26 protein-coding genes are annotated in these 26,254 nt (G+C 64.3%); 10 read left to right on the forward strand and 16 right to left on the reverse strand.

Features of this window, described 5'->3' with window-relative positions:
• Positions 1-113: 113 nt before the first annotated feature.
• Entirely contained in the window at positions 114-596 is a 483-nt protein-coding gene (locus H8A95_RS28290) for a CinA family protein (RefSeq protein WP_229186190.1), read from the reverse strand.
• 172 nt (positions 597-768) lie between these two features.
• Between H8A95_RS28290 and H8A95_RS28295 the strand changes: the two genes are divergently transcribed.
• From H8A95_RS28295 to H8A95_RS28305, 3 genes are all read left to right on the forward strand, one after another.
• Positions 769-1,845, forward strand: coding sequence for an amidohydrolase family protein (locus H8A95_RS28295; RefSeq protein ID WP_229186191.1), 1,077 nt, complete (start codon positions 769-771; stop codon positions 1,843-1,845).
• The gene (locus H8A95_RS28300; protein WP_229186192.1) at positions 1,842-2,951 is read left to right on the forward strand and encodes an amidohydrolase family protein; all 1,110 of its coding nucleotides are present in this window, start codon (positions 1,842-1,844) and stop codon (positions 2,949-2,951) included. Before H8A95_RS28295 ends, H8A95_RS28300 begins: the two co-directional genes overlap by 4 nt.
• Before the next feature lie 79 nt (positions 2,952-3,030).
• Complete coding sequence (locus H8A95_RS28305) at positions 3,031-3,444, forward strand: Rieske (2Fe-2S) protein (protein WP_229186193.1); 414 nt, start codon at positions 3,031-3,033, stop codon at positions 3,442-3,444.
• A gap of 121 nt (positions 3,445-3,565) precedes the next feature.
• Here the strand turns inward: H8A95_RS28305 and tcuB are convergent, their stop codons facing one another.
• The 5 genes from tcuB to H8A95_RS28330 all read right to left on the reverse strand — a co-directional run bounded on the left by tcuB (position 3,566) and on the right by H8A95_RS28330 (position 9,777).
• Positions 3,566-4,669, reverse strand: coding sequence for a tricarballylate utilization 4Fe-4S protein TcuB (gene tcuB, locus H8A95_RS28310; protein WP_229186194.1), 1,104 nt, complete (start codon positions 4,667-4,669; stop codon positions 3,566-3,568).
• A gap of 74 nt (positions 4,670-4,743) precedes the next feature.
• Positions 4,744-5,778, reverse strand: a complete 1,035-nt coding sequence (locus H8A95_RS28315) for an alpha/beta hydrolase (protein ID WP_229186195.1) — start codon at positions 5,776-5,778, stop codon at positions 4,744-4,746.
• 25 nt (positions 5,779-5,803) lie between these two features.
• Positions 5,804-7,204, reverse strand: a complete 1,401-nt coding sequence (gene tcuA, locus H8A95_RS28320; RefSeq protein ID WP_229186196.1) for an FAD-dependent tricarballylate dehydrogenase TcuA — start codon at positions 7,202-7,204, stop codon at positions 5,804-5,806.
• Between the two features lie 131 nt (positions 7,205-7,335).
• On the reverse strand, positions 7,336-8,661 hold the full coding sequence (gene tcuC / locus H8A95_RS28325; protein WP_229186197.1) for an MFS transporter: 1,326 nt from the start codon (positions 8,659-8,661) through the stop codon (positions 7,336-7,338).
• Between the two features lie 216 nt (positions 8,662-8,877).
• The gene (locus tag H8A95_RS28330) at positions 8,878-9,777 is read right to left on the reverse strand and encodes a transcriptional regulator GcvA (RefSeq protein ID WP_229186198.1); all 900 of its coding nucleotides are present in this window, start codon (positions 9,775-9,777) and stop codon (positions 8,878-8,880) included.
• A 118-nt stretch (positions 9,778-9,895) separates the two neighbouring features.
• On the opposite strand from H8A95_RS28330, the gene H8A95_RS28335 reads away from it, so the two are divergent.
• Both H8A95_RS28335 and H8A95_RS28340 read left to right on the forward strand, forming a co-directional pair.
• Complete coding sequence (locus H8A95_RS28335) at positions 9,896-10,099, forward strand: DUF1127 domain-containing protein (RefSeq protein ID WP_028339130.1); 204 nt, start codon at positions 9,896-9,898, stop codon at positions 10,097-10,099.
• A gap of 70 nt (positions 10,100-10,169) precedes the next feature.
• Complete coding sequence (locus H8A95_RS28340; RefSeq protein WP_229186199.1) at positions 10,170-10,793, forward strand: GNAT family N-acetyltransferase; 624 nt, start codon at positions 10,170-10,172, stop codon at positions 10,791-10,793.
• A 309-nt stretch (positions 10,794-11,102) separates the two neighbouring features.
• On the opposite strand, the gene H8A95_RS28345 is transcribed toward H8A95_RS28340, so the two are convergent.
• Positions 11,103-11,423 carry a Rossmann-fold NAD(P)-binding domain-containing protein gene (locus H8A95_RS28345; protein ID WP_338027974.1) on the reverse strand — a complete coding sequence of 107 codons (321 nt, stop codon included), beginning with the start codon at positions 11,421-11,423 and terminating at the stop codon, positions 11,103-11,105.
• Between H8A95_RS28345 and H8A95_RS28350 the strand changes: the two genes are divergently transcribed.
• Positions 11,392-12,192 (forward strand): LysR substrate-binding domain-containing protein, encoded by an 801-nt coding sequence (locus tag H8A95_RS28350; RefSeq protein ID WP_229186200.1) that lies wholly within the window; start codon positions 11,392-11,394, stop codon positions 12,190-12,192. The genes H8A95_RS28345 and H8A95_RS28350 overlap by 32 nt on opposite strands.
• Before the next feature lie 269 nt (positions 12,193-12,461).
• On the opposite strand, the gene H8A95_RS28355 is transcribed toward H8A95_RS28350, so the two are convergent.
• Entirely contained in the window at positions 12,462-13,292 is an 831-nt protein-coding gene (locus tag H8A95_RS28355; protein WP_229186201.1) for an enoyl-CoA hydratase, read from the reverse strand.
• Between the two features lie 163 nt (positions 13,293-13,455).
• Positions 13,456-14,157, reverse strand: coding sequence for an SDR family NAD(P)-dependent oxidoreductase (locus H8A95_RS28360; protein ID WP_229186202.1), 702 nt, complete (start codon positions 14,155-14,157; stop codon positions 13,456-13,458).
• 71 nt (positions 14,158-14,228) lie between these two features.
• On the opposite strand from H8A95_RS28360, the gene H8A95_RS28365 reads away from it, so the two are divergent.
• Positions 14,229-16,010, forward strand: a complete 1,782-nt coding sequence (locus H8A95_RS28365) for an acyl-CoA dehydrogenase family protein (RefSeq protein ID WP_229186212.1) — start codon at positions 14,229-14,231, stop codon at positions 16,008-16,010.
• A 52-nt stretch (positions 16,011-16,062) separates the two neighbouring features.
• A complete protein-coding gene (locus tag H8A95_RS28370) occupies positions 16,063-17,151 on the forward strand; it encodes a Zn-dependent alcohol dehydrogenase (RefSeq protein ID WP_163155468.1) in 1,089 nt (362 codons plus the stop codon).
• Positions 17,152-17,290: 139 nt separating this feature from the next.
• Here H8A95_RS28370 and H8A95_RS28375 read toward each other — a convergent pair whose 3' ends face one another.
• The 4 genes from H8A95_RS28375 to mbfA form a co-directional block, all read right to left on the reverse strand.
• The gene (locus H8A95_RS28375) at positions 17,291-17,644 is read right to left on the reverse strand and encodes a nuclear transport factor 2 family protein (RefSeq protein ID WP_229186203.1); all 354 of its coding nucleotides are present in this window, start codon (positions 17,642-17,644) and stop codon (positions 17,291-17,293) included.
• A gap of 120 nt (positions 17,645-17,764) precedes the next feature.
• Positions 17,765-19,237, reverse strand: a complete 1,473-nt coding sequence (locus H8A95_RS28380) for an amidase (protein WP_229186204.1) — start codon at positions 19,235-19,237, stop codon at positions 17,765-17,767.
• A 161-nt stretch (positions 19,238-19,398) separates the two neighbouring features.
• Entirely contained in the window at positions 19,399-20,265 is an 867-nt protein-coding gene (locus H8A95_RS28385; RefSeq protein WP_229186205.1) for a hypothetical protein, read from the reverse strand.
• A 20-nt stretch (positions 20,266-20,285) separates the two neighbouring features.
• Positions 20,286-21,257: an iron exporter MbfA gene (gene mbfA / locus H8A95_RS28390; protein ID WP_229186206.1), complete on the reverse strand. Its 972-nt coding sequence runs from the start codon at positions 21,255-21,257 to the stop codon at positions 20,286-20,288.
• A 164-nt stretch (positions 21,258-21,421) separates the two neighbouring features.
• Between mbfA and H8A95_RS28395 the strand changes: the two genes are divergently transcribed.
• The gene (locus tag H8A95_RS28395; protein ID WP_229186207.1) at positions 21,422-22,144 is read left to right on the forward strand and encodes a hypothetical protein; all 723 of its coding nucleotides are present in this window, start codon (positions 21,422-21,424) and stop codon (positions 22,142-22,144) included.
• Positions 22,145-22,216: 72 nt separating this feature from the next.
• On the opposite strand, the gene H8A95_RS28400 is transcribed toward H8A95_RS28395, so the two are convergent.
• Together H8A95_RS28400 and H8A95_RS28405 are read right to left on the reverse strand one after the other, a co-directional pair.
• Positions 22,217-22,582, reverse strand: a complete 366-nt coding sequence (locus H8A95_RS28400; protein WP_229186208.1) for a hypothetical protein — start codon at positions 22,580-22,582, stop codon at positions 22,217-22,219.
• A gap of 82 nt (positions 22,583-22,664) precedes the next feature.
• The gene (locus H8A95_RS28405; protein ID WP_229186209.1) at positions 22,665-23,813 is read right to left on the reverse strand and encodes an alpha/beta fold hydrolase; all 1,149 of its coding nucleotides are present in this window, start codon (positions 23,811-23,813) and stop codon (positions 22,665-22,667) included.
• A gap of 105 nt (positions 23,814-23,918) precedes the next feature.
• Between H8A95_RS28405 and H8A95_RS28410 the strand changes: the two genes are divergently transcribed.
• Entirely contained in the window at positions 23,919-24,422 is a 504-nt protein-coding gene (locus H8A95_RS28410; RefSeq protein WP_229186210.1) for a hypothetical protein, read from the forward strand.
• Positions 24,423-24,664: 242 nt separating this feature from the next.
• On the opposite strand, the gene H8A95_RS28415 is transcribed toward H8A95_RS28410, so the two are convergent.
• Positions 24,665-26,209 carry an acyl-CoA synthetase gene (locus tag H8A95_RS28415; RefSeq protein ID WP_229186211.1) on the reverse strand — a complete coding sequence of 515 codons (1,545 nt, stop codon included), beginning with the start codon at positions 26,207-26,209 and terminating at the stop codon, positions 24,665-24,667.
• Positions 26,210-26,254: the final 45 nt, after the last annotated feature.

Here is a 26,254-nt window from a genome sequence, read left to right on the forward strand (position 1 = left end):
AACCACCGCAGGTCATTGTGGCACACCGCTGTGGCCCCAGCGTTCTCCAGCGCTGACAGCTGTGGTTATAGGTCCCGGGTCGCGCTTCGCTTGCCCGGGACGACAGCAGAAAATTACGGCGACAAATTCTTCAACAACAGCTCCAGCGCCGCTTTCGCGAACGCCTGCATGTTCGCGGCGCGGTCGCTGCTCGCAGTTTCCAGGGTGATCACCTGCTGCTTGGGGCCTGCAACCGCCATGCAGCTATGACCGGCGGCATCGCCGTAGCGATTGCCGGTCGGGCCGGCGGCGCCGGTCTCCGACAATCCCCAGTCGGTCGCGAGGCGCTCGCGGATCTGGCGCGCCAGCAGCTGTGCGTAGGGTTCCGACGACGAACGGAGGCCGCGCATGGCGTCGTCGGAAATGTCCATCAGCGCACGCCGTGCGTCGCGGGTGTAGATCACGCCGCCGCCGAGGAAATAGGCCGATGCGCCGGGCACGGCCAGCAGCGATGCCGAGATCAATCCGCCGGTGGAGGATTCCGCGACCGCGATCGTCTGCTTGTTCGCGATCAGTCTTGCGGCGACCTGTTCGGCGATGGATGTGAGTGCGTTCATCGGCGGTCTTTCTCGTTGTTGGCTATGAAAATCCTGTGGGGCGTTCTGCCTTCCTAGCACGCCACATCGGTCCCTGCAGAGTTGCACACCGCGGCCCGGCCTGCTTGAATATCGGACAACAACCAAGCCGCGCCTCACCAGTTGTCGTGAGAGCGTGCGCGGAGGAAACACCATGACGTCGCCGATCGCGGGCGGCGTGGATTGCGATCTGCATCCCGCCGTGCCTCACCTCACCAGTCTGCTGCCGTACATGAACGACTACTGGCGCGACCAGGTGACGACGCGCGGCATGATGGATCTGATCTCGCAATCCTATCCGACCAATTCGCCGATCTCGTCGCGGCCGGATTGGCGCCCCGCGCAAGGCAAGCCGGGCTCGAGCCTTGCGGACATGCAGCGCCAGGCGCTCGACAAGTTCGGCTCCGCCTATGGCATCTGCAATCCGCTCTACGGCGTGCAGATGGTGTTTTCCGAAGACATGGCCGATGCCTTCTGCCGCGCGTTGAACGACTGGCTGGTCAAGGAATGGCTCGACAAGGACGATCGCCTGCGCGGCTCGATCGTGATTCCGGTGCAGAGCATCGAGAAGGCGGTCGCCGAGATCGAGCGCTGCGCGCAGGACAAGCGCTTCGTGCAGGTGCTGATGCTCGTGATGGGCGACATGCCGCTCGGCAAGCGCCACTACTGGCCGATCTACGCCGCGGCCGAACGGCTCGGCCTGCCGATCGGCATCCATGCCGGCAGCGCCTATCACAACCCGCCGACCTCGGTCGGCTGGGGCTCCTATCACATCGAGGACTATATCGCGCAGGCGCAGGCGTTCCAGACCCAGCTCACCAGCCTGATCGTCGAGGGCGTGTTCGCGCGTCATCCGGCCTTAAAAATGGTGATGCTGGAGTCCGGCTTCACCTGGTTGCCGCCGTTCCTGTGGCGGCTGCACAAGTTCTGGCGCGGCGTGCGCATGGAGACGCCGTGGGTCGACCGCGCGCCGCTGGAGATTGTGCGGAGCAACATCCGTTTCTCGCTGCAGCCGGTCGACGCCCCGCCGGAAGGGGACACGCTGAACCGGCTGTTCGACCATATGCAGTCGGACGAATTGATCCTATTCTCGACCGACTATCCGCATTGGCAGTTCGATGGCGATGATGTGCTGCCAAAGGGGTTGTCGCAGGACCTGGTCCGCAAGATCATGATCGACAATCCGCAGGCGACCTACGGCCGGTTGAAGATGAAGGAGACGACGCCATGAACATTCAGATTCGTGAACGTCCCGAGGCGGGCGCCTCGGCCGGCATCAAGACCGCGATCGCCGATTGCGACATCCATCCGGCGCGCGCGACCAAGGACGAACTGTACCCTTATCTGGCCAAGCGCTGGCACGCGCATCTCGAGACCTTCGGCGTCCATGCCTATCAGGGCATGATGGAAGGCCCGCCCTATCCGAAGGCGCAGCCCAACGCGTCGCGCCGCGACGCCTATCCGCCGGAAGGCGGGCAGCAGGGCTCGTCGTTGTCGTTCATGCAGAAGCAGCATCTCGATCCCAACAACGTCGCGCTCGGGGTGCTCAACCCGCTCAACACCGGGCAGGGTCTGCGCAACCAGGATCTCGCCGGCGCGATCTGCTCGGCGATCAACGACTGGCAGATCGAGAAATGGACCAGCAAGGATACGCGACTGAAGGGCTCGGTCGTGGTCCCCAATGAGGACGGCGTGGCCGCTGCCGCGGAAATCCGCAAGCGCGCGGGTGACACGAATTTCGTCCAGGTGCTGCTGCTGAGCCGCAACGTCGAGCCGCTCGGCCAGCGCCGCTACTGGCCGATCTATGAGGCGGCGCAGGAAGCCGGTCTTCCGATCGGCGTGCACGCCTTCGGCTTCGGCGGCAACCCGATCACCGCGTCGGGCTGGCCGAGCTATTACATCGAGGAAATGGTCGGGCATTCGCAGTGCCAGCAGACCGCGCTGGCGAGCCTCGTGCTCGAGGGCGTATTCGAACGTTTCCCCAAACTGAAGATGGTGATGGTCGAGGCCGGCTTCGGCTGGGCGCCGTCGCTGGCCTGGCGGCTCGACAAGGTGTTTTCGCGGCTGCACGCCGAAGTGCCGCATCTGAAGCGCAAGCCGTCGGAATATATCCGCGATCACATCTGGTGGACGACGCAGCCGATGGAAGATCCGGAGAGCCGCGACCATCTGTTCCAGACCATCGAATGGATCGGCTGGGACAGACTGCTGTTCGCGACCGATTATCCGCATTGGGATTTTGACGAGCCGTCGCGCGTGCTGCCGGCCGGCGTCAGCGACGCCAACCGCCAGGCGTTCTATCTCGACAATGCGAAGCAGCTTTACGGTATCGCATGATCCGAAAAAGCGGGAACCGGTTTTTCCTCGCGACAAACGCGGAACGCGTTTGCGCGGAGATCATGCGTGAGAACAGCTAATGGCGCGTCATGTGATCGCCCCGGTGGACGAGTTGCCGCCGGGGTCGCGAAAATTCCTCGAGATCGACGGACGGCCGATCGCGGTCTTCAACGTCAAGGGCGAGTTCTTCGGCCTGTTGAACCGCTGTCCGCATCAGGGCGCGGCGCTGTGCGAAGGGCCGCTGATCGGGCTCGCGTCGTCGTCGGACCCCGGCGCGATCGAGTACACCAAGCTCGGAGAGATCCTGCGCTGTCCCTGGCACGGCTGGGAGTTCGATATCCGCACCGGTCAGTCCTATTGCGACCCACGCCGCTTCCGGGTGCGTGCCTATCCGGTCAGCGTCGAGCCGGGCACCAATGTGGTGAAGGGGCCATATGTGGCCGAGACCATCAAGGTCGCGGTGGAAAGCGACTACGTGGTGGTGGATCTCTGATCACTCGTCATTCCGGAGCGCCGCGCAGCGGCGAGCCCGGAATCCATTTCGCCACTTGTTCTTGGGCTCGATGGATTCCGGGTTCGCGCTGCGCGCGCCCCGGAATGACGGCGGTTGGAGCCTACTCCGCCATCATCTGCCGTTCCCGCGCATAGCGCACCAGCGCGACGAAGCGGTAGATGCCGTGCACGAATTTTCCGTAGGGCATGGTGATGAACAGCGCGAACACCACGCCGAGATGCAGCGCCAGCAGCGGGCCCATCGCGGCGCTCTCGCGCCATAGCAAGAGGGCGAGGCCGGTGATGCTGGTCAGGAACAGCATCAGGATGAATGCGGTGTCCATGCCCTTGGCCTGCTCGTCGACCAGCACGCGGTCGCGCTTCCATTTCTCCGACAAGAGCCCGATCGGACCGACCACGAGGCCGATGCCGCCGAGTGTGCCGAGCACGACCGGCAAATCCCACCACGCATAGGGCGCCTCGCGCGCCAGCAGATAGTGATAGAGCGTGCCGACGCAGGTCGCGGCAAAGCACAGCGCGAAGCCGTAGAACGTGAAGTGGTGATACAGCTTGCGGCGGTCAGTCGGGTGATCGTCCTCGTTGAAGCAGCCGACACCGCCGCCGTCGAGATAACGCAGCTCGCCGGCGTCGCGGACCGCCTGCAACAGCGATCTCGCGTCGGTTTTCATGCCGACGGGCTCGCCGATGTCGCGCCAAAAGGCGCGCACGCCCATTGCGAGCGCGACGATGGCGTAGAGCACGGCGGCGCCGAACAGCAGCGCCATCGCGTTGTGCGGCATCAATCTGTAGAACGCACCGGGGCCGGTATGGATGCCGGTGAGCACGCCGGGATCGTTGATCGCGGCAAAGCCGAAGATGAAGGCGGCGACGCTGAGCGCCGCGATCAGGCTGATGACGAGGCCGTTGCGCGCGAATGCGCCGGAAAAGGCGCGCGGCCAAGCATAAGCGGCGTAGGACTCGGCGCGCGCGATCGCAAGCGTCTTCGGGACGTTGACGTTGAACTCGTGCGGCGGCGAGAACTGGCAGTCGGTGTAGCAGGCGCCGCAGGAATGGCAGAGATTGGCGAGATAGTTGAGGTCGCCGTCGGAGAAGGCGCGGCGCATCTCCATCGCGGGAAACACCGCGCACAGGCCCTCGCAATAGCGGCAGGAATTGCACACCGTCATCAGACGGTCGGCTTCCTGCAAGATCCTCGTCCCGTGCATGGCTCTCTGGTGCTCTTTATTTTGACGCGTTTTCTTAACGCGAACCGGTTCCCACTTCGCTTGAAAACGCTACGTTACTTCTTCGTCAGTCCCTTGCCTTCCAGCCATGTCTGGATCAGGCCGGCGACCTCGGCATTGTTCTTGTCCATCATCATCATGTGCGAATTGCCCTTGATGCCGGCCTTGGGCAGATCGACCACGTCGACGCTGCCGCCCGCGGCGCGGATGGCGTCGGCGAAGGCACCGCCGGTGGCGCGAATCTTCGGCCAGCGCGAATCGCGCTCGATGTAATCGCCATAGACCATCAGTGTCGGGATGTTCTTCAACGCGTCGATCTTGGCGGGATCGCCGACGCCGGCCGGCTCGATCGCGATCAGTGCCTTGACCTTGTCGGGTCGGGCCTGCGCGACCTTGAAGCCGAACGTACCGGCCTGGCTGTGGAACAGGATGATGCAGGGGCCGACACGATCGATTTCGGCGATGTAGGCCGCGATCGTCGCGTCATCGGTGGTGGTCCAGCGCGGGACGTTCTGCTTGACGAAGTTCTCGTAGCCTTCGTTCGGGAACTGGCTGCCGGGCATCAGCTTGCGCTTGGCCGGATCGGGATCGTAGGAGTCGGGACCGTCGCCGATGCGAAACCGTTGGAACGGATTCGATGTGGTGAGAAACACCGGCTCGCCCTTGAAGATGTCGGGGTATTGCGCCCAGCCGGCACGGCCGCGCTCGACCGCGTCCGAATTGTAGACGCTCCAGCCCTTGCGCAGGAAATAGTTCAGCCAGCCCTCGCGGCCGTCGGGCGTCGTCTCATAGGTGACGCCGGTCAGGCCGCCGCCATGCCACAGCAGCAGAGGATAGGCGCCCTTCTCGTTTTGCGGCAGGAAGTACTGCACGTACATCTGCTCGACCTGGTAGGTGCCGTTCGGGTCGACCTTCGCCGGTACGCCACCGGGCGTGAAGGTGACGTCCTTGACCGGCTTGCCTGATATCTCGACGAGGCGGCCGCCGACGTGGAACGAGCCCATGTCGCGCAGCGCGATCGGCTCGGCGGCGTTGCTCGTGGCTGACGCCATCAGCGCGGCGGCTGCGGCGAACGTCGCAAGGCGTGACATCGCTCCTCCTCGATCGCGCGGAAGCTTAGTTCCGCGCATTCTTCGCCGCTTCCCGCCCGGCGACGCGGCCGAACACGCTGCCGATGGTCATGCCGATGCCGGCGGCATAGCCCTTGCCGAGCACGTTGCCGGCCATGATCTCGCCGGCCGCGAACATGTTGGCGGATGGCTTGCCGTCCTTCATCAGCATCCGCGACTGCTTGTTCACGCGGGTGCCGAGATAGGTGAAGGTGATGCCGGGCCGCACCGGATAGGCGAGATAGGGCGGCGTCTCGATCCTGCGCGCCCAATGCGTCTTCGCCGGCGTGATGCCTTCGGTACGGCAGTCGTCGAGGATGGTGTGGTCGAAGGTACCGGGCTGCACCGCGGCGTTGAAATCGGTGATGGTCTTTTCCAGCGCGGCGGCGTCGAGCTCCAGCTTGCCGGCGAGTTCGGCGATCGTCGCGCCGGCGATCGGCGGAAATAGCGTCGGCATGAAGCTGGTCACGACGGTGGAATCGAAGATGATGTAGGCGATCTGGTCCGGTTGGGCTGCGACCAGGCGGCCCCAGATCGCATAGCGCTTCGGCCAGATGTCCTCGCCCTCGTCGTAGAAGCGCTCGGCGTGCTTGTTGACGACGATGCCGAACACCACCGAGTCGTGGCGGGTGATGATGCCGCCGTCGAATTTCGGCGCGCGGGCGTCGATCGCCACCGCATGGCATTGCGTGGGATCGCCGATCTCCTGCACGCCCTTCGCCAGCAGCATCTTCAGGATGGCGCCGCGATTATACGGCGTGCCGCGGATCAGGAAATTGTCGGCAGCCTCGCCCCAATATTGCTTCAGCCATTCGATGTTGGCCTCGAAGCCGCCGGCCGCTGCAACCAGCGTCGAGGCACGCACCTCGGTCCTGCCGCCGACCGGCTGCTTCAGCTGTGCCGAGAGGAACATGCCGTGCTCGATCACGAGATCGATCACCTCGGCATCGTAGAGGATGTCGACGCCGAGCTCCTCGGCGGTGTGATAGAGCGCGTTGAGCATCGCGCGGCCGCCGCCGAGGAAGAACGAGTTGGTGCGGCCGAGGCTCAGCGTACCGCCGAGCGAAGGCTGCCAGCGCACGCCCTGTTCGACGATCCAGTTCAATATGTCCTTGGACTCGTGGATCATGAAGTGGGCCAGTTCCTCGTCGGTCTGGCCGCCGGTCACCAGCAGCAAATCCTTCCAGAACTCCTCCTCGGTGTAGGGCCCGGTGAGGATCTCGGTCGCCGCGTCATGGGCGCAGCGCATGTTGCGGGTGTGGCGGGTGTTGCCGCCGCGGTAGAATTTCGGGGCGCCTTCCAGCACCAGCACGGAGGCGCCGGCGCGCCGTGCGCTGATCGCGGCGCAGAGGGCGGCGTTGCCGCCGCCGATCACCAGCACGTCGAACCTGCGCGTCAGATCAACCATGCGCTCTTGTTATCGTTGTTGGCATGGAAAGCAACAGGGCAGGCGAATAGGCATGATCCGGAAAAGTGTGTAGCGGTTTTCCGAAAGATCATGCTCAAATATTAAGAGCCTGCCCCGAATGCATATGCCGATCAGGCAGCAACCGTCTTGCGCTGCTCGATGGTCTGGCCGCCGCGATAGACGATCAGCGCGGCGATGATGCCGAGCGCGGCGCCGAACATCAGCCAGTAGGCCGGCGAGGCCTTGTCCTGGCCGGTCATGGCGATCAGCTTGGTTGCGACGAATGGGGTGGATGTGCCGAAGATGCCCGCCGCCAATGCGAACGCGATCGAGAAGCAGGTGGTGCGGACATGCGCCGGCACGATCTCGACCAGGCATCCCAGCATCGTGCCGCTGTAGACGCCGAAGTAGAACGAGAACATCATCTGCACCGCCAGCAGCTTGCCGAGCGTGGGCTCATGCGCGAGCCACGACAGCGCCGGGTAGGCGGTCACGAACGACAGGCCCGCGATTGTCAGCAGCACCGGCTTGCGGCCGATCCGGTCCGACACCGCGCCGCCGACCGGATTCCAGATGAAGTTCGTCACCGCAACGAGCAGGGTCACCAGCAACGTGCCCGACGCCGAAAGGTGCAGCTCCTTGCCGAAGCCCGGCGCATACACGGTGATGAAATAGAACGTCGTGGTGGTCAGGATCGCGATCATCATGCCCAGGATGACGATGCGCCAGTTCTCGATCGCCGATGCGAACACTTCACTTGGCGTCGGATGCTTCTTCATGGCGAGGAAGGCCGGCGTTTCCTCGAGCGAACGCCGCAGCATGAAGATGACGGGAATGATGAGGCAGCCGACAAAGAACGGGATGCGCCACTTGGCGACGCCGCCGATCGCATCCAGGAAGGTGTCGCCGGGCATGACCTCGCGCAGAACATATCCGATGATCGCGGCAACGAAGATCGCGACCTGCTGGCTGGACGATTGGAACGAGGTGTAGAAACCCCGGTTGCCGGGCGTCGCGATCTCGGAGAGATAGACGGAGACGCCGCCCAGTTCGACGCCGGCCGAAAAGCCCTGGATCAGGCGGCCGATCAGCACAATGATCGGCGCGGCGATGCCGATCGCGGCATAGCCCGGGCAGAATGCGATCACGACGGTGCCGAGCGCCATCAGCGCGAGTGTCACGATCAGGCCTTGCCGCCGGCCGATGCGATCGATGTAGGAGCCGAGCACGACCGCGCCAACCGGGCGCATCAGCGCGCCGAGCCAGAACACGCCATAGGCGTTGAGAAGGGCCGCGGTCTCGTTCTGGGCGGGAAAGAACGCCTTTGCGATGTCCTGCGCATAGAAGCCGAACAGGAAGAAGTCGAACTGCTCGAGGAAATTGCCGCTGGTCGCGCGCAGGATGGCGCCGAGACGCGATTTGATTTGCGGTGCTTGCGATGGACTCGACTGCGACATAACGCCCTTTCCTCCCCGTGGCAAAACGGCCGGCGCAAATTGTGTCGCCGGCCAAGGCAGTTAACTGCCGTATGCGGCAATTTGGCACGCCAGTCCGGCGCGACCAACCCGAAATCGCGCCGCCGCTATTGGAAAAAAGCCGTAAGCGGAGATCTCCGGAGCATTTCGAGCGAAGTGGTTTCCGGTTCGCGTGAAGAAAAATGCGTCAGAACACAATCACGACGTCGTATGCGCCGCGGCGCCAAGCCAGGACCGGAATGCAGAGAGCTTCGGTGAATCGGCGCGCCCCTGCGGCGAGACCAGATAGAAGCCCGCGTCGGCGGGCAGCGCGATCTTGAAGGGAACCACGAGGCGGCCCTTGGCGACGTCGTCCTGCACATAGGAGGTGCGGCCCATCGCGATACCGATGCCGTCGATCGCGGCCTGGATCGTCACGAACAGCAGATCGAAAGTCACGCCGGGCTGCTTGGAAATGTCGGTCGCAAGGCCCGCTGCGGTCAGCCACAGCCGCCAGTCGTCACTGTTGGCGTTGCTGGTGTGCAGCAGCACGTGATCCCTGAGGTCTTCGGGGCATTTCAGCGGCTTGGTTCCTTGCAGCAGCGACGGGCTGCACACCGGAAACAGTTCATCCGCCATCAGCCAGTCCGCGCGCAGGCCCGCCCATTGGCCGCGGCCATAGCGGATCGCCGCATCGACCTTGTCGCGGTGGAAGTCGACCAGGCTGGTCGAGGTGGTGATGCGGACGTCGATACCGGAATGTGCCTCCTGGAATGCCGACAGCCGCGGCAGCAGCCATTTGGCGGCGAGCGATGCCAGCGTCGAGACGGTCAGCACGTGATCGTCGTCCCGGCGCAGCAGGCGATCGGTCGCGAGCCTGAGGTCGTTGAAAGCGGCGCGGACGCCGGGAAGGTATTCGGCGGCCTCCGGCGTCAGGCTCAGCGAGCGGTTCTGGCGGATGAACAGCCGCACGCCGAGTTCTTCCTCCAGCCGCCGGATCTGATGGCTGATCGCGGTCTGCGTCACGTTCAGTTCGGACGCCGCCAGCGTGAAGCTCATGTGCCGCGCGGCGGCCTCGAACGCCCTGAGGCCGTTCAATGAAGGCAGGCGGCTGGTCATCCCTAAAGTGCCTCCAGATGCATGACGTTAATTCATGCGAAACGGTACAAAGTGTCGTTTGTGAACAGGCTCAATAACCCCGATATTCCGCTCAACAGGTTACCGATAGGAGCCGTAAATGTCCATTTTCACCCATGAATCGATGACAAATCATCATACGCCGGGCCTTTTGAACCAGGTCGGCGAAACCCTGCATGTCTGGTGGGAGCGCTATGAGCGCCGCCGTGAGCTGTCGCAGTGGACCGAGCGCGACCTGCACGACATCGGCATGTCCCGCAGCGACATCGTTTTCGAGACCGAGAAGCCGTTCTGGCGGGCCTGATGGGCCGCCTTCGCCGGCGCCGCCTCGATCGAGGGGCGCCGGCCAGTACCTTCACCCCGAGGAGCGTGTCATGACTGCGCTGCATCTCGACGATCTCAAGCAATACTCTGATGTGCTGCGCGCCAGGAACGGCAGCGAGATCAAGGTGCGCTTCGTCGAGCCGCGCGACCGCGAAGAGCTGCAGAGCTACATCCGCTCGCTCTCCGCGGCGTCCCGCTACAACCGCTTCCTGGGCGCACTGAGCGAGCTGCCGAAGACGGAGCTCGAGCGTTTTGTCCACGTCGGCGAGGCAGACCGGTTCACGGTGGTCGCGACGATGGTGGTCGATGGTTTTGAGACCATCGTTGGCGAAGCCCGCTACGCTTTCCATGCCGATACGTCGAGCGTCGAGTTCGGCCTGTCGATCGATGACCGGTGGCAGGGCCACGGCATTGGCAAGGCGTTGTTGAAGAATCTCGAATGCCGCGCGGCGTCCTTCGGAGCCGAGCGCATCTTTGGCGACACGTTGCGTTCCAACGCAACTATGATCGGCCTCGCCCGCAAGTCTGATTACGCTTTCACTGCAAGCCCCGGCGATTGGAAGCTGGTGCGCTTTGCCAAGGAGATCCACGTCGAACCGCAAGACATTCCCTGTGCCAGCTGGCGGCTTGCCGCCACTTCCCGCTTGGCCACGATGTCCTCGCTTGCGGTTTGACTGACTAGGCCCGGTTCTGGCCCCTCCAGAACCGGGCTCTTTTCTTTTTTTGGTGCAGCTCTCGCCGCTCGCTCGGTGCCGCCTCTCCCCTTGTGGGAGAGGCCGCAACGCAAGGAGCGCAGCGCGATGCGGTGCGGGGAGCAGCCCCTCGGCAGACTCGCTCTCACGGATGGACCTGGACCCCTCACCCAGCCCCTCGGCAGACTCGCTCTCACGGATGGACCTGGACCCCTCACCCGGAATTCAAGCTAGCGCTTGAATTCCGACCTCTCCCACAAGGGGAGAGGTGAGGGGGAGCAGGCGTCGCGATCACTTCGTAAAATCCGTCGACGTCGCGACCGTCCGCCATTCCGCGAGTTCCTTCGCGACGAACGCGTTCTTGGTCTCGATCCGCTCCACCGTGTCGCTACCGAGCGGCAGCCGCAGCGGCGGGTTCTCCGCGTTGACGAGCTGAAGCATCGCGCCGGCGAGCTTGCGCGGGTCGCCGCGTTGGCCGTGGTTGAAGTCGGCCGCAGCTGCGCGGGTCTTGCCGACGCTCGCATGATAATCTTCGATCTGATGCGCGGTGCGCGACAGCGACGCATCGTCGAGGAAGTCGGTGCGGAAGAAGCCGGGCTCGACCACGGTCACCGAGGAGCGGCTCGATCTGCGCCTCGTCAACCGCACCACCCGCAGCGTGGCGCTGACCGAGGCCGGCGAACTTTTGTTCGCGCGGATCAGCCCGGCGTTTCGCGACATCGACGATGCGCTGGAGGACCTCAACAATTTTCGCGGGCGCCCGGTGGGTACGCTGCGCTTCACCGCAGCGCGCCAGTCGGCGCAGCTGGTGCTGCTGCCGATCGTCACGCGTTTCCTGAAGGCGTTTCCCGATGTCAGCGTCGAGATCATGATCAACGACGTATTGATCGACATGGTCGCCGCGGGCTTCGATGCCGGCGTGCGTTTCGTCGAGACGATTGCCGCCGACATGATCGCGGTGCCGATCGGTCCGCGGCACCGCTTCGCCGTGGTCGGCTCGCCGGCCTATTTCAAGACGCATAAACCGCCGGTGACACCGCATGATCTGAAGGGCCTGCCCTGTATCCGCTATCGCTTCACCTCCGGAACCATCTATCGCTGGGAGTTCGAGCGCGGCGGCATCGAGATCGACATCGACGTCGCGGGTCCGCTGACGCTGAACGATCAGGACCTGATGGTCGATGCGGCAATTGACGGGGCAGGGCTTGCTTACGTGTTCGAAGCGCAGGTCGAGGCGCTGATCGCGAAACGGAAACTGGTGCGCGTGCTGGCCGACTGGTGCCCGGCCTACCCCGGCTTCTTCCTGTACTACCCGAGCCGCCGTCAATTGCCTGCCGCGCTGCGGGCGTTTGTTGATTTTGCGCGTGCAGCGCATCCGTAGCCCGGATGAAGCGCAGCGCAATCCGGGGAAACTGCGCCCGCGGTGCGACTGATCCCGGATCTCGCTGCGCTCCATCCGGGCTACGCCTCTCCCCCTGTGGGAGAGGCCGCAACGCATGCAGCGCAGCGGAATGCGGTGCGGGTGAGGGGTGCGGTCTCTCGGCAGGCTCGCCCTCACGGAGGGACCTGAACCCCTCACCCGGATTGCATCTTCCGATGCAATCCGACCTCTCCCACAAGGGGAGAGGTGACTTCAAGGGCGCTACGCGCTCAATTCCCCCGAAACACCGGCTTGCGCTTCTCGATGAAGGCCTGCACGGCCTCCTTGTGATCCGCCGTCGTGGTGAGGCGGATCAGCCGCTCGGCCTCGTGGTCGCGCGCGGTGGCGAAGTCGAATTGCAGCGCCTCGTCGAGATTGTCTTTCATGTAGCGCAGCGCCAGCGTCGGGCCTTCTGCGATCGATTTCGCCAGCGCGAACGCTTCGTCGTGCAGCGTCTCGTCGGGCACCACGCGGTTGACGAGGCCGATCTGCTCGCACCTGGCGGCGCCGACCTTCTCGGAGGTGAACATCAGCTCGCGGGCGCGCGAGGTGCCGACCAGGCGCGTCAGCAACCAGGCCATGCCATAGTCGCCGCTCAGCGCCACGCGCAGATAGCCGGTCGAGATGAAGGCGGATTGCGCGGCGATCCGGATGTCGCAGGCCATTGCGATCGCAAGGCCGGCGCCGACCGCGGGGCCGGGAAGTGCTGCAATGGTCGGCTTGCGCACCGAGGCGAGCGCACCGGTGAGCAGGCGCTGGCGCTCCTGCAGATCCGCCACCTTGTCCTCATAGGACATTTCGAGCTTCTTCGGATCGCGATTTGCGCCCATGCCCTTGACGTTGCCGCCGGCGCAGAACGCCTTGCCAGCGCCGGTGACGAGCAGCACGCCGACCTCGGGGTTCTCGCCGCAGGTTCGGATCATCGTGCGCAGCGCCGGCGTCAGTGTATCCGACAGCGAGTTGCGGGCATCCGGGCGGTTCAGCGTGATGACGGCGACGCGGTCGCGGATCACGCAGAGCAGTTCGTCGGTGCCGGTTTCGATCTTGATTTCGTTCGACATGTTTCCTCCGGGGGCCAAGTCCTGACCGTCATTGCGAGGAGCGAAGCGACGAAGCAATCCATACTTCAGCTTGCAGCGACATGGATTGCTTCGCTCCGCTCGCAATGACGAATGTGGCGGCGGCTGACGGCCAGCCTACGCCGCTTGCATGATCTCCGTCATCTCAAAACTTCTCAACCCAGGGCCGCAATTCCAGCTCCCAGGTCCAGGCGCTGCGAGGCTGCTGCAGCACGTTCCAGTAGCTCAATGCAATCGCGTCGGGATCGAGCATCGAATCCGGCCGGTCGGCGGGCTCGGTGCGGGCGGCGCTACGGATACCGCCGTCGATCACGAAATGCGCGACATGGATGCCTTGCGGCGACAATTCGCGCGCCATGCTCTGCGCCAGCCCGCGCAAGGCGAACTTGCCCATCGCAAACGGTGCCGATTGCGCATAGCCCTTGACGCTGGCGGAAGCGCCGGTGAACAGGATCGCACCTTTCTTGTTGGGCAGCATGCGCTTCGCCGCCTCCTGCGCCACCAGGAAGCCGCCGAACGCTGAGACCGCGATCGCCTGCTCGACCTCTGAGGGCACGAGTTCAACGAACGGCCCGCGGCTGCGGCCACTGGCATTATAGACCACGAGATCAGGGGTTCCGATCTCGCGCTCGACCAGACCAAAGAGGCGTTCGACATCCTCGGCCTTGGTGGCGTCGCAGGCATAGGCTCTCGCGCCGGTTTCGGTGCAGAGCGCGCCGAGCTTCTCGATGCTGCGGGCGCCCAGTGCCACGCGAATTCCCTCCCGCGAAAATAGCCGCGTCAGCGAGGCGCTGAGGCCCTCGCCGGCGCCGACGATCAGGGCGATCTTGTATTTCGGAATATCCATTGGGCTTTCCTTTGCTCGGCCGGAGGAGGATAGTCGTGCTCAAACAAATGAGCACCGCAGCCGGGAATTCAATGCAGCCGCACAAGCAGGATCTGAAAACGCCGTCCGCCAGCCAGCCGGGCCTGCTCGCGCCGGACACGACGGGAATGAATTTCTACCGGGCCGATCCGGCGCTGACCGATCTTCTGAAACTGCATTTGTCTGACGCGTTGTTCCGCCACATCGAGCCGCATCTCGACCGGCTCGGCGGATTGGCCGGCGGCTATCTCGACGAATGCGCGCGACTTGCCGACCGCCATACGCCGGTGCTGCACCAGCGCGACAAGTTCGGTCGCGACGTGCAGAATATCGAATATCATCCGGCCTATCGCGAGATCGAGAAGGCGGCATTCGGTGAGTTCGGCATTCATGCGCTCTCGCTGCGCAAGGGCATCATGGGCTGGCCCGACAAATATCCTGTCGTCGCGAAGCACGCCTTCACCTTCCTGTTCAACCAGACCGAATTCGGCATGGGCTGCCCGATCAACGTCACCGACGGCTGCGCAAAGCTGTTGGCAAATTTCGGCAGCGAGGCGTTGAAGGCGAAGTATCTCGACGGCCTGACCCAGACCGACATGAGCAGACTGACGCAAGGCGGCCAGTTCATGACCGAGAAGGAGGGCGGCTCCGACGTCGGCACGCTGACCACGCGCGCGGTGCAGGAGGGCGACCACTGGCGGCTCTACGGCGAGAAGTGGTTCTGTTCGAACGCCGATGCCAAGGTGGTGATGCTGCTGGCGCGCCCCGAAGGCGCGGGGCCCGGCACCCGCGGCGTCGGCCTGTTCCTGATGCCGCGTTTCCTCGATGACGGCTCGCAGAACCACTACCGGATCGTGCGGCTGAAGGACAAGCTCGGCACCCGCTCGATGGCCTCGGGCGAGATCAAGTTCGATGGCGCGATCGCCTACGCCGTCGGCAAGCTCGACCGTGGCTTCGTGCAGATGGCCGAGATGGTGAACTCGTCGCGGCTGTCCAACGGCGTGAAGTCGACCGCGCTGATGCGCCGCGCCTGGCACGATGCGATCACGGTCGCGAGGGGGCGCGTGGTGTTCGGCCAGCGCATCATCGACCTGCCGCTGGCACGGCGCCAGCTGATGAAGATCATGCTGCCGACCGAGCAGGCGCTGTCGATGAGCTTCCTGACCGCTGACGCGCTCGACCGCGCCGAGGCCGGCAGCCAGGACGCCGCCGCATTGCTCCGCATTCTGACTCCGACCTTGAAATTCCGCGCCACCCGCGATGCCCGGAAGGTGTGCGGCGACGCGATGGAGATGCGTGGCGGCATCGGTTACATCGAGGAATTCGTCACGCCGCGGCTGCTGCGCGATGCGCATCTCGGCTCGATCTGGGAAGGCACCGGCAACATCGTCGCGATCGATGCGCTGAAGCGTGCGGTCGGACGCCACGGCGCCGACAATGCGCTCGCCGCCGATCTGCATGCGCGGCTCGATGACAGTCCGAATGTGCCGCAAGCCTGGCGCAACCGGCTGCGCGAGCTCAGCGACCGCGCAATTGTGTTCGCCCGCGAGGTCGCAGGCCGCATCGACAATGAGGGCGATGCGCGGCGCGCGACCAGCCTGCTCTATCATGTCGCGAGCGCGGTGGCGCTGGCGTGGGAGGGCGGTCGCATCCACGAGATGCGCGGCGACGCGCGGAGGCTGTTGCTGTCGCGGATGGTGATCGACCATCGCGTGATGCCGGGCGATCCGTTCCGGCTAGCGGAAAATACCGTTCAGCGCAGGATGACCGAGCACCTGCTCGGCGATAGCGCCGTCGGCATGGCCGAGGTTGGCGAATTGCTCGACGCAGCGTAGGCTGCGCGCGAGCGAACTTTTCAAACAAACAAGAACGTCAAGGGAGACCCCGATGAAGGCCGCCGTCCTGCATGAAGTCAATCAGCCGCTGGTGATCGAAGACGTCAGCGTGCCCAATCCGGGGCCGCGCGAGGTCCTGATCCGCACCGCGGTCGCGGGCCTCTGCCATTCCGACCTGCATTTCATGGAAGGCCTTTATCCGCATCCGCTGCCCGCTGTGCTCGGCCATGAATCGGCCGGCGTGGTCGAGAAGGTCGGCTCCGACGTCAATTACGTGAAGCCCGGCGATCACGTCGTCACGTGTCTGTCGGTGTTCTGCGGCACCTGCGACAACTGCACCACCGGCCGCACCGTGCTGTGCACCGACACCACGGTGAAGATGCTGCCCGGCGCCTCCAACCGCCTGTCGTGGGGCAGGAAGGAGAAGCTGAACCAGTTCCTCAACCTGTCGTCGTTCGCCGAGCAGATGCTGGTGCATGAGAACGCGATCGTGAAGATCAGGAAGGAGATGCCGCTCGATCTGGCTGCGCTGATCGGTTGCGGCGTCATCACCGGTTATGGCGCCGTGGTGAACACCGCGAAGGTGACCGCCGGCGAGACCGTGGCTGTGATCGGCTGCGGCGGCGTCGGCATGGCCGCGATCAACGGCGCGCAGATCGCCGGCGCCGGCCGCATCATCGCCATCGACACCAATCCGGCGAAGCTGCAGCTTGCGACCAAGCTCGGCGCCACCGACATCGTCGATCCCGCTCGTGGTGACGTGGTCCAGCAGGTGCGCGAGCTCACCGGCGGCGGCGTGCATCATTCCTTCGAGGTGCTCGGCCGCAAGGAGACCGCCGAGCAGGCCTTCGCCATGCTGGCGGCGGGCGGCACCGCGACCATCGTCGGCATGATCCCGTTCGGCCAGAAGATCGAACTGCACGGCTTCGACTTCCTGCGCGAGCGACGCATCCAGGGCTCGTCGATGGGCTCCAACCACTTCCGCGTCGACATGCCGCGCCTCGTCGACTTCTACATGCGCGGCAAGCTGCATCTGGAGGACTGGATCTCGGCCAAGCTGAAGCTCAGCGAGATCAACGAGGGCTTTGCCAACATGAAGGCCGGCAAGACGCTGCGCAGCGTGATCATGTTCGACAGCTGACGCACTTGTCGTCGCCCGGCTCGACCGGGCGCCAGTACGCCGTGGCGGAAGTTGTGTGAGTCAACTGTGGCCGCGGAGTACTGGATGCCCCGCTTGAAGCGGGGCATGACACCGGAGGGTGACGCTGCGAACGTCGCCTTCACCGCGCAACGTGCGCGGACACCGCGAGCCATTTTCCGTTCTGCCTCGCCCAGCAATCGGTGTAGCGGCCATAGGCCTGCTCGCCGTCGGCGTTGAGATAGCTGGTGCGGGCGTGGATGATGGCGAAATCGCCGAGGATGCGGATCTTGACGTCTTCGGCCTTCAGGCCCTTGATCTTCACCGGGATCGCCGTCTGCTTCAGGAAGGCGGCGCGGTCGACCAGGCTCTTGTCCGGATTGGTAGCGTAGAAATCCTGCGCCAGGATTTCGTCGAAGCGCTTGACGTCGCAGTTCTGAACCGAGTCGACGTAGTCCTTGTTGAGTTTTGTGAGCTCATCGAGATCGGTGCTCATTGGCGTTCTCCCTATTTCCTCTTGTCATTGCGAGGAGCGCGAGCGACGAAGCAATCCATGCCTGCGTGCATGCAGATATATGGATTGCTTCGCTCCGCTCGCAATGACGATCAGACGCCGTCAATCATCAAACATCTTCGGCGGCACAAAACCGCCGAACTCGCGCTCGATCAACTCGGCGAGCTTCAGCGGCGTGCGGTCCTCGAGCCAGGGGCCGACGATCTGCACGCCGATCGGCAGTCCGTCGGGGGCAAAGCCGGTCGGGATCGCGGTCGAGGGCAGGCCGGGCAGCGTCGCGATGCCGGGCCAGGCGAGTTGGTCGGTGTACACGTGCGGCACACCGTCGATCAGGATCCGTCGCTGCTCCTGGTCGGGCGAATGATCATGCGGATAGGCTGCGGTCGGCATGATCGGGCAGATCACGGCGTCGAACGATTTGAACAGCTCGCGCCACTGCGCGCGCAGCCGTGCGCGGCCGCCGTCGGCGATCACCCAGTCGCGATGGCTGAGTGCGATGCCGCGCAGCCGTTCGGCCTGCAGGCTGGTGTCGCCGGCCGGCAGCGCGGCCGCCGCTGCGCAGGCGCCGGAATAGACCTCCGGGGGGAAGGACGCGGCAAGGAACGACAGCAGGATCCGCATATAGAGCCGCGAGGAGGCGGCGAAGTCCGGCAGCAGCGGGCTTGCGCGCGACACTTTCGCGCCGGCCTTGTCGAGATTGCTGGCGAGCTTGTCGATGCTTCCGCGGATCACTCTGTCGGTCGGCAGCACCGGATCGCTGTCGATCACCAGGATGCGACAGTCCTTCAAGGCGGTGTGGCGTGCCGCCGGCAGGTCGAGCCGGTAGGCCTTGCCCGCTTCGAGCGGATCGGGGCCGGCCATCACGTCGAGCACTAGCGCGAGGTCGGCCGCGCCGCGCGCCATCGGGCCGATCACCGAAAGATCGCGGTCGAACGGCAGTGGCGGCAGCGGCGGCGGGGTGTGGCCGCGCGACGGCAGCAGCGCGAAGGTCGGCTTGTGTGCATAGATGCCGCAATGGAAGCCCGGCACCCGCAGCGAGCCGCCGATATCGGAGCCGAGCGACAGCGCGCCGTAGCCTGCGGCCAGCGCCGCCGACGATCCGCCGGAGGAGCCGCCCGGCGTGCGGCCGAGATCGTAGGGATTGTTGGTGGTGCCGTAGATCTCGTTGTAGCTCTGCCAGTCGGCGAGCCCGACCGGCACGTTGGTCTTGCCCAGGATCACGCCGCCGGCGTCCTTCACCCGCTGGATCGAAAGCGCGTCCTCAGCCGGGACGAAGTCCTTTTGCGGCAGGAAGCCCCAGGTCGTCGGCAATCCAGCGACGTTGAAGGATTCCTTCACCGTCATCGGAATGCCGAGCAGAGGCTTGTGCTCGCCGCGCGCGATCGCGGCATCCGCGGCGCGTGCAGCAGTGAGACCGCGCTCGAAGTCGCGCACGCAGACCGCGTTGACCTTGCCGTCATGGCGCTCGATGCGGCCGATCGCATCCTCCGCGAGCTCGACCGCCGAGACCTGCTTCCTGCGCAGCGCCTCCGACAGTTCGACGGCAGTCTTGTAACTCCATTGCGATTTGGCCACGGCGTGCTCCCTGATTTTGGCGGCGATCATGCGCAGAATGGAGCGGGTGGGCAAGACGGGCTTGATCGCAATTGCGCCGACGCGCTAGGGGCGACGTCATGCATCGCATAACGCGATCGTGATCATCGGGCTCTGCCTGGCGCGACGAATCTGACCCGCGCTTAATAGGGCGTGCTGCGCGCCGATAGATGCGCCATCGGATTGATGGCGCCGCTCGCGCTGGCGCGCTCGCTGCTCTGCTTGGTCCCTGGTACCGGGAACGCGTATCCAATGATGGTCTTGACGACAAGCCGGTCGGATGCCCGCGTCAGGCCGTAGCCGACGCCGAAGTCGATATCGAAATCACCCACCTTGAAGTCGGTCACCGCGAACAATGTGTGCTGCTGCTCGGCAAGCGGGCTGAAGTCGCCGATCTTGCCGAAATCGGCGTAATATTCGAGGCCGACATACACGTCATCCCTCAGCTTGCGCGCCACGCGGGCGGCGGGCGCGAAATCCGCCTCGCCATATCTGCCGAAGCCGATGTCGACGATCGGGTTGACGATGAACTCATAGTCCGCATTGCGCACGCCGATGATCGGCCGGATCTCGAGGCCCCAGCGGGTCTGCGCAAATTTCGGCATCTCGTGGCTGAGCTCGAAATTGATGCCGTAGAACAGATTGCGCTTGTCGGCGCTCGGCGAGACGAACAGCGTGCGCAGCTTGAAGGCGTCGGACAGGAACTGGCGGTCCTGCACGGCAAACGGCAGATAGAGCCCGAGCTCCCACCAGTCCGTCATGCCATAGGCGAACTCCGGCGTGCCGTTGAGGCTGTGGTTGGACGGAAATCCGCCGGCGAAGGGCGGATCCTTCTGGCCGATGCCTACATAGTTGAGATGCTGCTGGATGGTGAATTGGCCTGGCGCCGCGATGCCGGCATTGTAGACCTGAATCTCGTCGGTCGCGTTCGCGCGACCACTGCATCCGAGCGCGGCCAGCACGACCAAGGCTGTGCCGGCCAGAACGCGATGTATGCGGAAACGGCACATCAGGACAGCTCGCTTCCGCGCTACGCCGCGCCGATCAGGATGCCGACCGCGAGCACGATCGCGCCGCCGAGCACGATCTGGAACACGGCCTGCAGGAACGGCGTGTCCATGTAGCGCGAGCGTATGAAGGCGATCGCCCACAACTCGAAGAACACCACGATCCCGGCGATCGCGGTCGCGATCCAGAACGCGTTCGGCCAGGCATCGGGCACCAGATAGGGAATGGTGTGGCCGAGGCCGCCCAGCGTCGTCATCAAGCCGCAGGTGATGCCGCGCAGCCAGGGTGAGCCGCGACCGGTCAGTGAGCCGTCGTCGGACAGCGCCTCGGCAAAGCCCATGCTGATGCCGGCGCCGATCGAAGCGGCAAGCCCGACCAGAAAGGTCTGCCAGTTGTGATGCGTGGCGAAGGCGGCGGCAAACAGCGGCGCCAGCGTCGAGACCGAGCCGTCCATCAATCCGGCGAGGCCCGGCTGCACATATTGCAGCACGAACATCCGCCGCCGCGTGCGGTCTTCCTCCGCACGCACATCGGGCTTGAGGATCTCGCCGGTCAGGCGGACTGCGAGCTTCTCGTGACCCTTCTCTTCCTCGGCAAGATCGCCGAGCAGGCGCCGCACGCCGACATCGTCGGCTTTCTCCGCAGCCTTGGCGTAGAAGCGCTCGGCCTCCAACTCCATGGTCTCGACTTCCTTGCGGATGGTGTCGAGCGGCAGGTTCTTGGTCAGCCAGATCGGGCGACGGCGCAGAAATCCTTTGACGTCCTCGCGCCGGATCGGCGGCAGATGCGGGCCGAAGCGCTGCTCGTAGGTTTCGAGCAGACGGTGGCGATGGCCGCGCTCTTCCTCGGCCATCTCTTCGAAGATCTTTGCGGTATCTGGATAACGTTCGGTGAGGTCCTCCGCGAAGGACATGTAGATGCGGCTGTCCTCCTCCTCGGAGGCAATCGCGACCGCCAGCACCTCGCGCTCGGTCAGATCGGCGAAATTCTTCACGGCAACGCCTTCATCAAATCTAGAATTAGAATAATTCTAATATTGAGCGGCCGTACGTGGGTCAACCCGGGGTGCCGCCCATTCGTGGCGTTTTTGATCACGATGAAGGGAACCAGGCGATCCCGCGCTCGTTCGAGTTCCGGGGCTGATCAGCGGGGAACTCCATGACCACCGTTAAATACCGCCTGAACGATCCGCGCCTTGCACCGCGGCGGACCAAGCTCGAGATTCCCGGTTGGGCGGGTCAACGCGAGCCGCGCACCGACGGCTCACGCGAGCAGGTCTGGCATTGCGTGCCGTTCTCGGAGGGCGCGCAATACGGCATCGAGCTGTTCTATCCCTACGATTTCGAGCTGCATGTCACCACGCAGGATGGCCGGTTGCAGCTCAACGCGGATTGGGGCGAGCCGCCGGATAGCGGCGTGCAGTGGCCCCCGTTCCGGAATTTCGGCACGACGCTCTACACCTACCAGATCCTGCTCGACCTCAAGGTCGAACGGGGCATGGCGATCCGCACCGAGCCGCATCCGCGCTTCTACACCGACCTCACCGACACTGTGCCGATCGCCGTTCCGGCCCTGATCCGCAACTGGTGGCCGATGATGTTCTTTTGCGTCTTCAAGGCGCCGGCGGAGGGGCGCACGCACATCTTCCGGCCGAACGAGCCGTTCGCGCAGATCATGGTGATTCCGGAGGAGGCGAACTTTCAGCTCGAGCCGATGGGTGACGAGGAGGCCGCCGAACGCGAATTGCAGGCGCGCCGCATCTACAACAGCCGGCCGAAGCTGGCCGCCGGCACGGAATGGACCTCGTCGACCGATACGGTGTTCGACGGCACCTATCGTCATCTGCACCGCGCGGCGAAGGAGAAGGCGCGCGGCGACTGAGTCGCCACAGCATTTTGGACCAAAACAACGGGGCCTGCGGGCCCCGCTGTCGTGTCGCACGTCGGTCGGCGCTCAGTAGTCGCGTCGATAGAAGCTGTGGTGATGATGGTGGTGGTGATGATGATATCGCCGATAGCGCGGCACGACGATGACGCGAGGCCCGTAGCCGCGATCATAGTCGCGATAATAGCCGTGATGATGGTGATGGTGGTGGTGATGATGATGGTAGAACTGCGCGAGTTGCACGTTCTCGCGTGCCTGCGGCGGCGCCGTCTCGTCGAGCGCTTGCAGCTTCGCCGAAGCGTCCGAGATCGGCTCCAGCAACTCCGCATAGGAGTTCGCGCGCAGAACGTCTGATGGGGCCGGCGCGGCTTGCGCGGTGCCGAGCGCGCCGAGCGATACGACTGCTCCCAACAGTCCGGCAATCTTCTTTTCCATGGTCTCTCCTCTTGATCAGGTCGCCGGAGCACAGCCGACTGATCGCAACGCCAGGTTCCACGGAATGTTCCCGGACGATGTCCTATTGCGCTGCACGCGCGAGGAACTGAAGCAGCAGCCGGCTCACTTCGTCCGGCTGTTCCTGCTGCACCCAATGGCCGGCGCCATCGATCAGATGGCAGCCGATCATTTTGGTACAGGCCCTGCTCTGCATCGCCTCGAACACGCCGGGCCGCTGATAGGTGCCCCAATCCTGCTTGCCCGAGATGAACGCCGACGGCTGATCGAGGCTGCGGCCGCTCCAGGTCTGCAATTCCGCCGTGAATGCGCCCGAGGTGCCGCAGCGGTACCATTGCAGCCCGCCCTGGAATCCCGTGCGTTGATACTCAGCGCTGTAATAGGCGAGCTCGCGGTCCGGCATCCAAACGTTGGCGGCGATCGCCTCGCGTGACGGCATCTCCTCGGCGACCGTCGCCGCCATGTCCTTGGCGAGATCCATCACATAATAGGTCGGCAGCTTTGCCAGCTCGCCCGCCGACCATGATTGCAGCTGATAGGGCTTGTTGCCTTCCCAGTCCGCACTCTTGTGATGATAGTAGGCGCGCAGGAAGTCGTGCACGCCTTGCGGCGCGTGATGCATGTCGTCATTGGCCGGGCGTGTCGAATAGTACCATTGGTAATGCTTGCGCGGCCGCGGCAGCGCGGCCAGCTCCCGATGCACGGGGTCTTCGCTCGCGGATTTCGCCGGTTCATTGGCCGCATTGAACGGCAACGACGGCGGGCCCGAGAACGGCGCGCTCATCATCACGACCGCGCGGAACACGTCGGGGCGGATCAGCGCGCACCACGCCGCGACCGACGAGCCGAAATCGTGCCCGATCACCGCGTCGACGTGGGTGTAACCGAATGCTGCAACCAGCCCGAGCGCATCCCGCACAAGATTGGGCAGGCGGAATGCGGCGAGGTCGCCGTCGTAATCCGCGCTCCAGCCGGTGGTGCGGCCATAGCCGCGCTGGTCGGGCGCGATCACGTGATAGCCTGCTGCAGCGAGCTTCGGCATCACCTTGCGCCAGGAAAACGCCAGCTCCGGAAAACCGTGCAGCAGCAGCAGGCAGGGCCGGCCGGGTGTTTCGAAGCCGGCTTCGAGCACATGTATGCGCAGGCCGTTGATCCCGTCGACATAGCGCGAGCGGATGGTGGAGGGCAGCGGGACGTCGGGGAAGGCTTGCATCGGACGGTTCACCTGTTGGGGCATCGCCGCACAACCAGCGTATTTCACTGTATGCTGGCGACTATTGTCTCACGATAGCAACTTTGCCCAGGGGATGCATACCGCATGCGCCACGCGAGGATTGCAGAGCTGACCGGCTCGATGTCGCGTCTCGGTCTAACGGTCGTAGTCGCAAGCCTGATGCTGATCCCGGCGGTTCGTGCCGCCGACGTCAAGGAGCTGACCGAAAAGCTGCCGCGCGCCTATATCGGTGAATTCCTGTGGGACGGTGACAGCACGGTGCAGAACGTCGTCATCACCTTCGACAAGGTACAGGGCCTGAACGAGCAGAATGCGGAAGCGCTCGGCTGCGGTTCATATGAGGTCGGCCGGCACGTGACCAAGATCGGCGTGCAGATGTTCATCCGGCTGTCCGATCTCGAGGTCGAGATTTTTGAACGTGCGCCCGACGGCGGAGCATTCGAGACCGAGGGCAGCCATCGCGGAAAGCTGTCGGAGGACCTTCAGCAGATCGATGCGCAGTGGACCACCACGGCATCAGGCAAGCACGGCCAGTTGCATTTGCGCGCCGCGGCGTCGGCTGCCTGCGAGCCGGCGGAGGAGTTGTAGGTCGGCGGGCTCGGCGCAAGCGGCGTCCCGCATGCGCTCTTCATCCTCCCTGACGGGCGGGGCGGATCGTTTGCACTATTTCGGAATATTGGAAATATATCGCTGAGTTGCCCGACGTGTCAAGTTGCCCTGTCGAACAGTTGCCCTGTCGAACGCCGGCAGCCGCCGGCTCCTTTGCATGGGGTTGTTTTCGATATTTTGGCCGCGCGCCGCGGCGGCCCTCGCGGGGAGGGCGACCCCGGTCACGGCCTGGCAGGCGCCTTCGGCCAATATTTGTCGCGCAGATGCCGCTTCACCAGCTTCCCGGTCGGCGTGCGCGGCAGCTCCTGCTCGAAGTCGATGCTCCTGGGGCATTTGATCGGCGACAGATGCTGGCGGCAGAACGCGATCAGCTCGGCCTCGAGCGCCTTGCCGGCCTTGGCGATGTCGTGCGGCTGCACCACGGCCTTGACCTCTTCGCCCATCTCCTCGTTCGGCACGCCGAATACCGCGACGTCGGAGACCGCGGGATGCGTGATCAGCACGTCCTCGGTCTCCTGCGGGTAGATGTTCACGCCGCCGGAGATGATCATGTAGCTCTTGCGGTCGGTCAGATAGAGGAAGCCCTCTTCATCGAGATAGCCGACGTCGCCGAGCGTCGACCAGCCCTTGGCGTTGTAGGCCTTCTTCGTCTTCTCGGGATCGTTGTGATAGGTAAAGACAGGTGCGTCGGCGAAATAGACCTGGCCGATCTGGCCCGTCGGTGCCTCCGCCTCGTTCTCGTCGAGGATCTTGACCTTGCCGACCACCGCGCGGCCGACCGTGCCGCGGTGGGTGAGCCATTGCTGCGAGGTCGAGACCGTGACGCCGTTGCCTTCGGAGCCGGCGTAGTACTCGATCAGGATCGGGCCCCACCATTCGATCATCCTGGCTTTGACGTCGACCGGGCAGGGCGCCGCGGCGTGGATCGCGCCTTTCAGCGATGAGACCTTGTAGCGGGCGCGCACCTCGTCGGGCAGCTTCAGCATGCGCACGAACATGGTCGGCACCAGCTGCGACTGCGTCACCTTGTGCTTCTCGACCTGCTTCAAAAATTCCTCGGCGTCGAAATGCTCCATGATGACGGAGGTTCCGCCCAGCACCGTCGCCATCATATTGAAGCGCAGCGGAGCTGCGTGATAGAGCGGCGCCGGCGACAGATAGATGCTGTCGGCGTTCATGCCGCACATATCGGCGGTGAGAATCCGCAGGAACGGGTTCGGGACGTCGATCCGGTTGCCCTCGAACTCCTTCTTGATGCCCTTGGGGCGGCCGGTGGTGCCGGAGGAATACAGCATGTCGTAGCCGGCGACTTCGTCGGCAACCGGCGTGGTCGGCTGCGCGCCGGCTTCCTTGTCATAGGAGCGGAAGCCCGGCGCCGGCTCGTCCATCATGTAGAACAACGGCTCGCCCGGTTCGCCCTTGATCAGGCCCTTTACCTTATCGGCGCATTGCGGCGTGGTGATGAACACCTTGGCGCCGCAATCCTTGATGATGTAGGCGATCTCCTCTTCCGTCAGGTAGCGGCTGATCGCCGTATAATAGAGGCCCGAGCGCTGCGCGGCCCAGCAGATCTCCATGAAGGCGAGGCGGTTTTCCATCAGGAGCGCGATGTGGTCGCCGGCCTTCAGGCCGAGCGAGCGGAACAGATGCGCGCCCTGGTTCGAGAGTTCGTCGAGCTCGCGATAGGTGATCGCCTTGCCGGACGCCGCCATCTGGTAGGCGATCTTGTTCGGATGGTTACGCGCGTGGATGGACGGATGGGTCATTGTGTTTCCTGAGGACGTCAAAAGTGGTCGTCCCCGCGAACGCTG

Origin of the sequence: Bradyrhizobium oropedii, assembly GCF_020889685.1 — a bacterium.
GTDB classification, from domain to species: Bacteria; Pseudomonadota; Alphaproteobacteria; order Rhizobiales; family Xanthobacteraceae; genus Bradyrhizobium; species Bradyrhizobium oropedii.